This is a genomic window from Bacillus sp. V2I10, from assembly GCF_030817055.1.
In the GTDB taxonomy this organism is placed as follows: Bacteria; Bacillota; Bacilli; order Bacillales; family Bacillaceae; genus Bacillus_P.
This window is the reverse complement of record NZ_JAUSYV010000001.1, coordinates 2,552,662-2,565,156: the sequence shown is the minus strand read 5'-3', so window position 1 is coordinate 2,565,156 and position 12,495 is coordinate 2,552,662. Positions and strand designations below refer to the sequence as shown.

Below are 12,495 nucleotides of genomic sequence, written 5' to 3'. Positions count from 1 at the left end.
GATCCCCCTAATAAAAAATTTACCCTAAAAAAATAGAGTGCGGCAAAGCACACTCTATTTTTTTCAGCTTAGAACTTGTCATGATTAAACGAGATCAGCTTCAATTCGGTCAATTCTTCAATGGCATATTTAATGCCTTCTCTTCCGAATCCGCTGTCCTTCACACCGCCATATGGCATGTGATCGACACGGAAGGTTGGAATGTCATTGATCATGACACCGCCGACATGAAGGGCTTTTGCTGCTTGAAAGGCCAGGTCGACTTTATTTGTAAATACGCCCGCTTGAAGACCATATCTCGAGTTGTTCACTTCTTCAATTGCTTCATCAAATGTTTTGAATGAGTTGATGATGACAATTGGAGCAAATGCTTCCTGACAAGAGAGATTGACTTCAGACGAGACATTCAGCAAGATAGTCGGCTGAACAATCTGATGATCCTCTGATTTGCCGCCGCATTCGATTTGAGCTCCTGCATTCTCAGCTTCTTCAATCCAGGAGATGGCGCGATCCACGTCTTCGCTTGAGATTAATGAGGAGACATCTGTCTCTTCAGCAAGGGGATTGCCGAGTTTAAGTTTTTTCGTCTCTTCAACAGCCTTCGCAACGAACTCATCAAATACGTTTTCGTGTACATAAATTCGCTGCACGGATATGCAAACCTGGCCCGCATACGCGAAAGCTCCTGTTATACATCTTGGAGCTACCTTTGAAACATCAGCATCTTCCGCGACAATGACAGCTGAATTTGATCCTAATTCAAGCAGCGTCTTTCTCATGCCGGCTTCTTTTTTCAGCTTTTTCCCGACGTCTGGACTTCCTGTAAACGTAAGGGCCTTTATGCGTTCATCTGATGTAAAATGCTGGCCGATTTCACTGCCTTTTCCCGTAACAATGTTCAGTGCGCCTTCAGGCAGACCCGCTTCATGAAAAAGCTCTCCGATGAAGTAGGAGCTTAAAGGTGTTTGCGTCGCAGGTTTTAATACAACTGTATTGCCTGCGGCAAAAGCAGGGCCAAGCTTATGCGCAACGAGATTCATCGGGAAATTAAAAGGCGTGATCGCTCCAATAACGCCGATTGGCTCGCGCACTGTGTAGGCTGTCCGGTTTTCACCGCCTGGCGCTGCATCCATTGAAATCGTCTCACCGTTCAGCCTTCTCGCTTCCTCAGCGGCAAATGTGTATGTCATAACCGTGCGGTCCACTTCTGCTCTCGCAGTTTTAATTGGTTTAGCGGCTTCTTTAGCAATAATCACTGCCGCTTCTTCTTTTCGTTCAGCAAGAAGCTGGGCTGTTTTCAATAAAATATCTGCACGCTTATGTGCAGGCAAAGCATTCATCTTACTGATCGCTTCACTTGCTGCATCAACTGCTGCTTTTACTTGATTCTGACCCGCAATGGCTACCTCTGCCAGCAATTCATCCGTGTAAGGAGACTTTAATTCCTGATACTTGCTTGCTTCCATATTCTGTCCATTGATCCATAAATGCTGCTTCATTTGCTAACCCCTCAATTATATAGTCGTTATCTTCAATTATTTACCCTTTCCATCAATCTGTAAAAACATCTGCTCTGACACACCGCACCAGTGCATTAAGAAAACAGCCAGAATTTTTGTACAGTCGATGATTTTATCAATCTCAATAAATTCATTCGGAAAGTGAGCCACCTCTGTTTCGCCGGGGCCAAATACAATGGAAGGAATATCGCCTGCATGAGATATAAGGCCTGCATCTGTTCCCCAAGGAGATGCTTCAATGATCGGTTCTTTATCCATGATCTCTTTATAAGAATTTATCAAAGTCGCGGTTAGAGGATGTTCGCTACCGATTTCATTTGGAAGCCACCTTGCCCCAAACCACTCCAGTTCAACAGGATGTTCATTGAACCATTTATCCTTTGAAGCAAGGTCAGAAATCCAATTTTGAAATTCTGTCTGCACCTCTTCTATCGTTTCATTCGGTGCGATCCCGCACCTTCCTTCTAAGGTGACAAGATCTGCCACAGAAGATGGCCACGTGCCTCCCTCTATTTTTCCAATATTAATAGGAACTGGAATCGGAATCTTTTTGTAAAGAGCATCGGTTATTCTTTCGTTTCGCTTTTTTTCAAGCTCCAGGATATGCTTGACAACCAGCGTGCTTTTTTCAATGGCGCTGATTCCCTCATATCTCGTTCCCCCATGTGCAGAACGCCCCTTTATTTTCAGCCTGAACCACATAGATCCCTGCTGTTTTTGAAAAATTTTCATTTTAGTAGGCTCCGGAATGATGGCTGCATCTGCCTTGTACCCGCGTAAAATGGCAGCAAGGGTTCCCGCACCGCCGCTTTCTTCTTCAATGACACTTTGAAAAATGACGTCTCCCTTTAAGGAAATACCTGATGCTTTAATAGCTTCCATTGCCATTAAAAGACAGACATTCCCGCCTTTCATATCCGTCGATCCGCGTCCATATAGTCGGTTTTCGGTTACCACTGCCTGATAAGGGTCCACATCCCATTGCTCTAAGTCGCCTTCTGGCACGACATCGATGTGTCCATTTAAAATGACGGATTTCCCGTCTCCTTTTCCTTTTAAAACGCCGACAATATTCGGGCTGTCTTTAAAAGATGTTCTCGTTGCTACAAAATGCGGGTGCTGTTTAAGGAGTTTGCCGCCAGGCTCCCACAGATCTATATCCAGGCTAAGCTGACGGCATTTTTCCAGCACGACCGCTTGAGCTGACGCCTCATTTCCCTGAACACTTCTCTGTTCAACCATCTTTTTAAGTAATTTAATTGACCGGTTTCGATTTTCTTCTATCCATGTGCAAACTTGCTCCTGCAAGTTTTTCATCGAATCACTCCTTCAAAGATTCATGCCGATTTCAAGCTTTGCTCCTGTGCTTTTCATCACATCCTGGACTGTGAATGGAACCATGATCTCTTTTAATATAAGTCTCGTCTCATGCACTTCAATTACCGCCATATCCGTAATAATTAAATCGACACATTGTTTGGACGTAAGCGGCAGGGTGCAGCTTGTGAGAATTTTCGGATCGCCGTTTTTATTGACATGATTCATGACGACAATGACTTTTTTTGCTTTTCCGGCAAGTTCCATTGCTCCGCCCATTCCAGGTACACGCTTACCAGGTACGATCCAATTGGCGAGATCTCCTTTTTCGCTTACCTGGAGAGAACCTAGAATCGTCAAATCAATGCATCCCCTTCGAATCATGCCAAACGCTGTGGTTGTGTCAAAATAAGAGGCTCCTTTTTCTAGGGTTACAGGATAGCCTGCAGCATTGCACAGTGTCTCCTCTTCTTCACCTTGCAAAGGTGTTGGTCCAATGCCGAGGATGCCGTTTTCAGCCTGAATCATCACTTGAGGTTTGTTTTTCAGATAATTCGGCACGAGAGAGGGAATCCCTATGCCAAGATTGACGATCATGCCGTTATCAATTTCCTGTGCTGCACGTTTCGCAATATTTTCTCTTACTTCGATTCCCATACCCACTTCCAGTTCACCCCTTCACTTTGTACGATGGCTTGAACAAATACACCCGGGGTGATGATGGCTTCGGGATCAAGCTCGCCTAAAGGTACGATTTCATCGACTTCCGCAATGGTATAATCTCCAGCCATGGCCATAAGCGGGTTCATATTCCGTGCACTTTTTTTGTAGATGATGTTTCCGAATTCGTCCGCTGTCATTCCGCAAATGATGGCCACATCAGCAGTTAGGGCTGTTTCAATAAAATAGGTGCGCCCTTCCACTTGCACAAGCTCTTTTCCTTTTTCTGCAATCTCACTTCCCATACCTACATCTGACAAAATGCCTCCAAGACCCATTCCGCCGGCACGGATTCGCTCGCCAAGAGTTCCCTGCGGCGAAAATTCCACTTCGAGCTTGCCTTCTGACATCAAGTTTCCGGCGATTGGATTTGAGCCAATATGCGAGGCAATTACTTTTCGGACACGCCCTGCAGAGATCAGTTTTCCAATTCCGATATGCGGAAAACCAGTGTCATTGCAGATAATTTCGAGTTCCCGGACCTCTTTTTCCAAAATCGCGTCAATCAAAGACGGAGGGGTGCCAACACCGCCAAATCCACCTGCCATCAGCGTGCATCCGTCATTGATTTTGCCTATAACCTCATCAATTTGTCTGATTTTCTTAAAAGAGTTAGCAATCATACAGATTCTCCTTTTTATGACATTGGCAGCACTTCGGCTTCTATTTCTGCTGTCGTTTTTGAAAATAGCTGGACAAGTTCGTTTAGCTCTTCATCATTGATGGTCAGCGGCGGGGCAATTAATATGGCGTCGCCGTCGCCGCCTTCAATTCCAGCAGCAGACGGATAGACAAGCAGCCCGTTCTGATTTGCTTTCTTAATGATGCGGCTCGTAAGATTATAAGATTTCGGAAAAGGCTGTTTGGTCGTCTGGTTCATAACAAATTCAATTCCTATTAATAATCCTTTCCCCCTGACATCTCCGATGATTTCTGTTTTTTTCTGCAATTTTTGCAGGTGTTTGATCAGTATCTTTCCTTTTTCAGAAGCTGCATCGTTCAATTGATTTTTTTCAATATAATGCAAGACTGCGAGACTGACAGCTGCGGATTGAGGATTCGCGCTGTACGTATGCCCGCTCATGATTAATTTTGATCCTTGCTGAATTGGCCGCATCACCTTGTCACTGATTAAAGTAGCCGCAACTGTAGCATAACCGGCACTTAATCCTTTCCCTAGTGCCACGATGTCAGGCAATGCTCCCCAATGCTCCATCGCAAGTGTTTTTCCTGTTCTTCCAATGCCTGTCATGACTTCATCTGCTATGAACAGAATGTCGTTTCGATCACAAATATCCCGGATTTTTTCGTAATATCCTTCTGGAGGTGTAATTGCTGCTCCCGCTGCACCGACAACCGGCTCTGCAACAAAAGCAGCAACGTGATCAGCACCGACTCTTCTTATTGCCGTTTCCAATTCTCCTGTACATTTCGCCTTGCAAGAGGAGGGTTTTAATCCATATGGACAACGATAACAGTACGCAGGAGATACCACCGGATTTGCTTCAAGCAGCGGCTGAAACCGGAAACGGCGCTCTGGATAGCCTGATAAAGAAAGTGCGCCAATTGTAATCCCGTGGTAGCTCATCCACCTGGAAATAATTTTTGTTTTTTTAGGCATGTTTTTTTCCTGAAAATACTGTATTGCTGTCTTCATGGCCGTTTCAATGGCTTCAGATCCGCTGTTGACCAGAAAGGTCCAGTTAAGATCACCCGGCGTCATCTCTGCAAGCTTCTTTGCCAGGCCCTCTGCTGCGTAGCTAGAGAATTGAGACCGATAGACAAACGATACCTCTCGCGCCTGCTCCACCATAGCCTCCACTATTTCACTGACTCCATGTCCGATTGAACAAGTTACAGCTCCAGATGATCCATCCAAATATTTCTTGCCAGAAGTATCGTATAAATAAACACCTTGTCCATGGCTGACTTTTTTATAGCTTTCATCAAGCATCGGTTTGATTAAGTACTCCCTCTCCATCCGGAAACCCACCTCACTTGCATTCTGAATATCATGCTTCTTACATTCTATGTGAAGGATAAACAGGTTATTTCTATAGATGAAGGATGCATTGAAATAGATAATCATTTTAGTTTGAAAGCGCTGTCATTTTTAAGAACTATTGTATCTCCGACTCAAAATGAAACATAGGATATATGAAAAAGGCAAAGGTGGTATTCTTTGAAGTGGATTGTGAATGTAGTGTTCCTTCTTTTATTCATGCTGCTGGCTTTCTTTGGAATCGGCCCTGTGCTGTTTTCAGACGGAGCTTTGGATGAAAGAATTGTAACAGGATTTTTTGTCATCATGACAGCGAGTTTTCTTTGTGTTTTGTATCATTCTTTCTTAAAAAATTTCTTTAAATAAACGCTTGGAAGTCTTCCAAGCGCTTACTTTTCCCCTCAAATGGAGTATGTCAGAAAGTCTCCTTTTCTGCCTCCCATTTTTTCATAAAAGCGCTGTGCTCTTGCATTATCCCGCGCTGTTTCCCAGGTCATGGCAGCATATTGATGCTGCTTGCTGTATGTCCGGCAGCTTTTGAAAAGTTTTTCTGCAGTTCCAGATCCCCTGTATGCTTCGAGAACATAAAGGTCATTCATAATCGTAATGGGTTCAGCTCTGGTTGTGCTGTAAGTGAAATAAAGTGTCGCGAATCCGACAGCCTTGCCGTTTTCCTCCGCCAAAAATTGAATACCCTTCTCTTCTTGCTGAAGTGTCTTAATCAACTGATGAATTTTATGCTCTGGAGGTTTTGGACATTGATAAAAATCGACGATATATTCATACATAAGGGCTGTCAGAGCATCAAAATCCATTTCATTTGGATGACGTATGATTAGTGACATGATCATCTCTCCTATTCTATTCTTTTTTTCCCAGTGAAAACCCTTCAAAAAATCTGCCGCCGTGGGGCTCCAAAATCGAATCCGTCAAGGCAATAACATTGTCTTTGCGTCCTGTTCGGTAATACTCGTCAAAAACGGAGGTGAATTCAGCGGCAAATACAGGATCATACTGCATGAGAGCCCTTGGAATCCATTTTGATTTCCCTATATATCTTCCATTTGTCAGCAGGACAAATTCATGGATCAGCTCTGCGAGTACCCCAGCAATAAAAATTTCTTCCGAGCGTTTGCCGCTCCCCGTAAAATCATCAAGTGCATCTGTTATAAAATAGCGTCTCATTTCTATATCTTCTTTCGAAAGAGGATCCGGACCTTTTTCTAAAAGTTCCTGAGCTTCCCTTTTAATTGGCTCAAGCAAATCTACTCCTTTTAAGACAAGTCCTTCATATACCATTCTCGGCATGGATGGCGTGCCGCTTTTGCAGTCACTCTGAAAAAACTGCCGGTATGACTCGAAATTATGGACGAATGCTTCTACTGGCCATTCAAACATAACATATGATTCCCGGTAGGAAGACTCTAATGCTTGATCAAAAATAACGAGATCAAGATCTGACGTTTTAGTGCTTTCCCCTCTTACCACACTGCCTGATAATACAGCTGCTTTGCATGATGGGTATCGTTTTTCAATGATTCTTTTTGCAGCTACTACTGGATCCAGTCTAATATTTATCACTCTCCCCTTTAGGACTATTCAGCAGATTGATAAAATCTGTGTGATATTTTCGTTTTGCTATTTCTGCAGTACTTTTTTGTTTGCCGCTTAGGGTGTCTGCTCCGTTATGTATTAATAGACTTCCAATCTCTGTATTCCCTTCAAAAGCTGCGTTCCTTAATCGGAGCATCTCCGTCGCTGTCGATTGCGTTAATATCTGCACCGTTAGATTCTTTTTTTCAAGTGCGTCAAAAATTTTGGTTTTCTTTCACTCAATCATGCTAATCACCTGCTGTTTGAATTTATTATCGTATCCCAATCTCAAATCTTCCAATTCAATTCCAAAAAAGGTATAGTAGAAATTGCGGCTCTTGCCGCAAGTTGATTATACCAATTTTTTCAATAATTGTAAGATTTCCAGATTCCTATCACTAATTGTCAGACTTTTTAAAGAGATGATTAAGGTTGTCCAGATGGGGTATATATACAACAGAATTTTGACAGCAGCATCATAGATAAAAAACCAGCAAAAGAGGCGTTTTACATGTCAAAGGCAGCTTTAATAAAAATAAGAGATTTAACGGGACTATTAATCTTCCCAATTCTTGGTTTGATGTATGAATACCTGAATGAAAAATCAGCAAACGCTGTGAATATTTCTGCACCATTGGATTCATACATTCCATTTGCTCCTATTTTCATCATTCCATATGTGATCTGGTATGTTTATATGTTTGGTATTCTGCTGTATTTTTGGTGGAAAAACCCGAGTGTTTACTGGAAGTCTATCCTGGCTATAACCGCTGGTGAAATCGTATGTTTCATTATTTACTTTTACTTTCAGACTACCGTGCCGCGTCCTCAGCTTACGGGAGACAGCTTGCTAGTTCAGATCGTTTCCATAATCTACAGTTCAGACCAGCCATATAATTGTTTTCCAAGCATTCATGTTCTGACTACGATGATTATTATGCTCTCAGTTAATCGGATAGAGGATTCAGGGAAAATGATGAATTATGTCACGCAATTAACAGGAATTTTGATTATCCTTTCAACTTTATTTGTGAAGCAGCATGTCATTTATGATGTAATGTCTTCTGTCATTCTCTCATCCGGTCTTTGGATGATCTTATTTGAACGAAAAGCAGTTGCTGCAAAAGTGGAAAACATAAAAAATACAAGAAAAAAAAGCGGCCTATCAAAGGGTCTTCCCTTCTGATTAGCCGTTTTTTTATGAGTTCTTCTTTTCCTGGTACCTTCTGAAGATTTCGCTTCCTTTTACTCCAGCGAAGTTTACGCATCCTCATGCACGATAATTTTTTAGTTTGACGATGAAATCCTGATTAAGGTCTATTGCAAGCGGCTTAAAATGGGTTATATAAGAATATAATGCTGGATAACAAAAACATCAAAAAAGAAGGGCTGCTAACAAGCCTTTCTTCTCCTGAGTCTCTGTCTTATTTTCTTTTCAAGCAAGATACTAGTACAAGATTAATTTCTTTTTCGACATATGATGTAAGAAATATGTCGGAAAGGACTGTTGTAAGGTTGAACATAGAAGGAAAACATATAATTATTGATGCTTTTGAGTGTGATGCAGATTTGCTGAACAATAAAGAATATCTGAAATTGCTGCTTTTGCAAGCAGCAAAGGATAACGGAATTCACGTTTTATCCACTTATTTCCACCCTTTTCATCCCCAGGGTGTAACTGGGGTCATTGTTTTATCCACCTCCCATATGTCGATTCACACATGGCCAGAAGAAAGATATGCATCACTTGATTTTTATACATGCGGGGAACATGATCCTGAATTTCAGGCAGAATCTCTTTTATCTGGCCTTTCATCTAAAAAAGCTCTGATTTACTCCATTTCCAGGGGAGTAAGCGGTCCTCAGCTTGTTTTTCCGAAAGAAATCAAAGCACTGGATTCTTCACAAGGAGGGAATCAATTTGAGTCTTCATAATAAAAGCACATCTAAACCGTGGCTTTCTTCCGGCAATATAAATCAAGAAAGGGCTTCATCCTCAAACTCAAGACCAAAACGAACCGATAAAGAAAATGTTCAGGGAGATAACTGGGATAAAATTGGACTGAATGAAATATTAAAAGGAAATCATCGCAGCTTATTCAATAAAAAGAGCAGGTTCCAAAAGATACAAATTTTAGAAGCAAATGATCTGCGTATGTATTTAAACAGCCAGCTCCAATTTAGTTCCCTCGATGAAAGAATTTATCATGAAGCGATTGTACACCCCTTATTCACAGCTGCTTCCAGTCATGAACGAGTTCTTATTTTAGGCGGAGGGGACGGTCTGGCATTAAGGGAAGTACTTAAATATAAAGGCGTGAAGCACGTAGATTTAGTTGATTTGGACTCAATGGTATTAGATGCTGCAAAGCATGTTCAAAATCTTGCAGCGCTAAATCAATATTCCCTTCATGATTTGCGTGTCAATGTACATCCGCAGGATGCCGTCCTTTTTCTTCGGTCACAGAGGGCGCCTTATGATGTCATAATTGTGGACTTTCCAGATCCAACAGGCAGAATCATCAGTGATCTGTATACAACAGAATTTTACAGCCTTCTAAAAAGCTCTCTTAAAACGGATGGCGTATTCGTTTGTCAATCAAACTCTCCTGAAGAAACGCCTATCGTTTTCTGGAGCATCGGAAAAACAATCGAAAGTGCAGGATTTCAAACGCTAAGCTATCACATAACAGTACCTTCATTTGGGGACTGGGGATTTCATATTGGGTCAAAAGCGCCAAAATCACTAGCAGGAAAAAAGGTGCCAGTATCCAATAGTACACTGCCGGCAAATCTTAAAGAATTAACTGAATTTCCGCGTAGCGTTACAGCACAGAAGCATCGATCAATTGTAAATACGAAAAGAAATTCAAAGCTTCATCAGATCTATCAAAAAGAAAGTTTATATTTAGAATGAAAAAAGACGGCATGTTACAGAGAAATGTAAGATGCCGTCTCTTTTATTTTAAATATTATGCTGTATTTTATTTAAAAAACGATTATCGGATTCATCCTTTTTCACGAAATAAAAGGAAATGTTTCCTTTTATTTCTATAGGGGTATATCTAGAATCATAATCATACATATATAAATGACAGCTTCTTATGGATGAGAACCTATTGCCGATAAAGGGAGGCTACGCATGTGAAAGACATTGAAGAAAAAGAAGATCTATGCGACGAATGCTCATTTCATAAAAAATTGACATTCTCCGAAGCGGAAAATTTATGGCTGTGCGATACTTGCTTAAATGAAGAAAGCTAAACAAAAGAAAGCCAGATCACTGGCTTTCTCAGGCTGTCGACAAAGTCGGCAGCTATTTTCTTTATCTAGATGAGGTTCAAGATATAGTATGATTTTTTTGAATAGATATCAATATATGCAAAATTCAAGAAACAAAAACCCCTTTTTCTTCAATACTTTCTCTGGAAAAGGGGTTTGTCTATACTCTGAGAAAGCCAGATCACTGGCTTTCTTTTTAATGTAAACCTTAAAACTCTCCTGTCAGCATAAAGCTTATTTTTTTTGCCCCATTAAGCATTTGTAAAAGATATCCCGTAATTTCTGAATTTCTTCATCTGAAAGCATTCCGAACATTTTTTGGATCTGCTGATTGATTTGGCTCCTGGCCGAATGCAGAAGATTTTTTCCAGAATCCGTGATTTCAAGGTTGTATGCTCTGCGGTCACGTTCATTTTGGCATTTCTGGACAAACCCGTCTTTGATTAGCTTGCTTGTGAGGACGGTCACACCTCCCGTAGTAATCTGTAATTGCTCTGCAAGTATTGACGGACGCTTCAGCCCTTCCGTTTCAAGAATTTGCAGAATCAGAATATGAGTTTTCGAAAGGCCGACCTCATTCAGATGATTCCAGTCATTCATCCATTTACGTTCAAGTGAAACGAAAATCTCAAATAAGGAAACGATATTTTCACTTCTTTTTTTATTCATACACTTTCATCTCCACAAACAGTTCCTTATTTTAATGAGTTAATTAAATCAATGGGAAGCTTAAATTGTTCCTTGCTGAGCAGCAGCTGGGACAGTTCCCCTGCCGGTTCCTCTGCTTCTTTTAAATCTGTCATTTCATTATGAAGCTTCTCCATTTTTCGGTCTAGTTCCGCAGCAGAGACTGCGGCTTCTTTTAATTCTTTTGTAAGCCGCTCAGGAATTTCTTTATTATATTTATAATAAATCTTGTGTTCAAGGCTTGCCCAAAAATCCATCGCAATCGTTCTAATTTGTATTTCTACAAGGATGTCTTCCTGGCGGTCTGACATAAACACTGGAATTTTCACTATTAAATGCAGACTTTGATAGCCGTTTGGCTTAGGATTTTTTATGTAATCCTTGCATTCAACGACATTGATATCCTTTTGGTTTTGAATCATCTCGCTGATTTGATAAATGTCAGACAAAAAAGAACAGGTGATGCGAATACCTGCTATGTCTTTTATATTTTTTTTAATATCGGTCAAGGTAAGGTCGTAATTCTTCCTGTATATTTTGTTTACGATGCTCTCAGGAGACTTCAAACGCGAGCTGACATGTTCAATCGGATTATACTCATGAATATATTGAAATTCCTGTTCAAGGATATTTATTTTCGTGTTCATTTCTTCTAACGCAAATTTATAGGACATCATAAACCGCGTTAATTCATTTTTTATTTTCTTAAGCTGATCATAATTCATGTTGGGTATTGGCAATTCTTCCACTTGTAATTCTCCTTTATCAGTCGAACCGTTAATTAGGCAGCATTGTTTTCGCTTCAAGCAGCTTTAAAAGGTAGGCCCGTATATTACGGGGAAGGAATTTCCGGATCTCATCTTCGTTAAATCCCACTAAAAAACGTTTTTCATCCAGTATGATCGGGCAGCGCATAATTCCCGGCTTCTCTTGGATAAGTGCAAGTAATTCCTTCAAGTGCAAAGCATCTAAATTCATATCCAATTCCTGAAATTGTTTTGAGCGGGTTGATAGAATTTCATCTGTACCTTCTTCTGTCATGTGAAGAATCTGTTTTAGTTCTTTCATTGTTAAAGGCTGTGTAAGAATATTTCTTTCTGTATAGGAAAGACCATGCTCTTCCATCCACATTTTTGACTTTCTGCAAGATGTGCAGCTGCAAGACGTAAACATAGTAATGGCCATTAATGAATTCCTCTCCTTTAATGAATGATTTTACATTCACTGGTTCGTGAAATGAATTTAATTAATTATTATATATATATCTTACAAGTAAGATATATATAAATCAAATAAAAACCCTTAGGAAGGAACCCTCTTTTTTTTAGGTTTCCTGTTTTGTCTGCCTTTTATTACATACGAAAAAAACCATCA

Annotated in this window: 14 protein-coding genes; 4 read left to right on the top strand and 10 right to left on the bottom strand. The window is 40.7% G+C overall.

The genetic code is table 11. The features are described from left to right. Nucleotides 1–68 precede the first annotated feature (68 nt). The 5 genes from QFZ72_RS12830 to QFZ72_RS12810 are packed head-to-tail and all read right to left on the bottom strand — an operon-like array spanning nucleotide 69 to nucleotide 5,538. Nucleotides 69–1,499: an aldehyde dehydrogenase family protein gene (locus tag QFZ72_RS12830; protein ID WP_307433836.1), complete on the bottom strand. Its 1,431-nt coding sequence runs from the start codon at nucleotides 1,497–1,499 to the stop codon at nucleotides 69–71. 36 nt (nucleotides 1,500–1,535) lie between these two features. Then, a complete protein-coding gene (locus QFZ72_RS12825) occupies nucleotides 1,536–2,837 on the bottom strand; it encodes a peptidase (RefSeq protein WP_307433834.1) in 1,302 nt (433 codons plus the stop codon). 12 nt (nucleotides 2,838–2,849) lie between these two features. Beyond that, a complete protein-coding gene (locus QFZ72_RS12820; protein ID WP_307433832.1) occupies nucleotides 2,850–3,500 on the bottom strand; it encodes a 3-oxoacid CoA-transferase subunit B in 651 nt (216 codons plus the stop codon). Next, entirely contained in the window at nucleotides 3,479–4,177 is a 699-nt protein-coding gene (locus tag QFZ72_RS12815; protein ID WP_373464689.1) for a CoA transferase subunit A, read from the bottom strand. The genes QFZ72_RS12820 and QFZ72_RS12815 overlap by 22 nt, the downstream gene beginning before the upstream one ends. Nucleotides 4,178–4,194: 17 nt before the next feature. Next, on the bottom strand, nucleotides 4,195–5,538 hold the full coding sequence (locus QFZ72_RS12810) for an aspartate aminotransferase family protein (protein ID WP_307433829.1): 1,344 nt from the start codon (nucleotides 5,536–5,538) through the stop codon (nucleotides 4,195–4,197). A gap of 201 nt (nucleotides 5,539–5,739) precedes the next feature. Here QFZ72_RS12810 and QFZ72_RS12805 point away from each other — a divergent pair, with 201 nt between their 5' ends. Beyond that, complete coding sequence (locus QFZ72_RS12805) at nucleotides 5,740–5,925, top strand: DUF6954 family protein (RefSeq protein WP_307433827.1); 186 nt, start codon at nucleotides 5,740–5,742, stop codon at nucleotides 5,923–5,925. Between the two features lie 35 nt (nucleotides 5,926–5,960). Here QFZ72_RS12805 and QFZ72_RS12800 read toward each other — a convergent pair whose 3' ends face one another. Then, nucleotides 5,961–6,404 (bottom strand): GNAT family N-acetyltransferase, encoded by a 444-nt coding sequence (locus QFZ72_RS12800; protein WP_307433826.1) that lies wholly within the window; start codon nucleotides 6,402–6,404, stop codon nucleotides 5,961–5,963. A gap of 16 nt (nucleotides 6,405–6,420) precedes the next feature. Then, a complete protein-coding gene (locus QFZ72_RS12795) occupies nucleotides 6,421–7,125 on the bottom strand; it encodes a nucleotidyltransferase domain-containing protein (RefSeq protein WP_307439740.1) in 705 nt (234 codons plus the stop codon). A gap of 538 nt (nucleotides 7,126–7,663) precedes the next feature. On the opposite strand from QFZ72_RS12795, the gene QFZ72_RS12790 reads away from it, so the two are divergent. From QFZ72_RS12790 to QFZ72_RS12780, 3 genes are all read left to right on the top strand, one after another. After that, a complete protein-coding gene (locus QFZ72_RS12790; RefSeq protein ID WP_307433824.1) occupies nucleotides 7,664–8,338 on the top strand; it encodes a phosphatase PAP2 family protein in 675 nt (224 codons plus the stop codon). Between the two features lie 305 nt (nucleotides 8,339–8,643). Beyond that, entirely contained in the window at nucleotides 8,644–9,087 is a 444-nt protein-coding gene (gene speD, locus QFZ72_RS12785; RefSeq protein ID WP_307433822.1) for an adenosylmethionine decarboxylase, read from the top strand. Continuing rightward, on the top strand, nucleotides 9,074–10,069 hold the full coding sequence (locus QFZ72_RS12780) for a spermine/spermidine synthase domain-containing protein (RefSeq protein WP_307433821.1): 996 nt from the start codon (nucleotides 9,074–9,076) through the stop codon (nucleotides 10,067–10,069). The genes speD and QFZ72_RS12780 overlap by 14 nt, the downstream gene beginning before the upstream one ends. A 599-nt stretch (nucleotides 10,070–10,668) precedes the next feature. Here the strand turns inward: QFZ72_RS12780 and QFZ72_RS12775 are convergent. The 3 genes from QFZ72_RS12775 to spx are packed head-to-tail and all read right to left on the bottom strand — an operon-like array spanning nucleotide 10,669 to nucleotide 12,306. Further along, nucleotides 10,669–11,103, bottom strand: coding sequence for a MarR family winged helix-turn-helix transcriptional regulator (locus QFZ72_RS12775; protein ID WP_307433819.1), 435 nt, complete (start codon nucleotides 11,101–11,103; stop codon nucleotides 10,669–10,671). 26 nt (nucleotides 11,104–11,129) lie between these two features. Continuing rightward, nucleotides 11,130–11,846, bottom strand: coding sequence for a GTP pyrophosphokinase (locus QFZ72_RS12770; RefSeq protein WP_307439738.1), 717 nt, complete (start codon nucleotides 11,844–11,846; stop codon nucleotides 11,130–11,132). A 52-nt stretch (nucleotides 11,847–11,898) separates the two neighbouring features. Beyond that, nucleotides 11,899–12,306: a transcriptional regulator Spx gene (gene spx / locus QFZ72_RS12765; protein WP_307433817.1), complete on the bottom strand. Its 408-nt coding sequence runs from the start codon at nucleotides 12,304–12,306 to the stop codon at nucleotides 11,899–11,901. Between the last annotated feature and the right edge of the window lie 189 nt (nucleotides 12,307–12,495).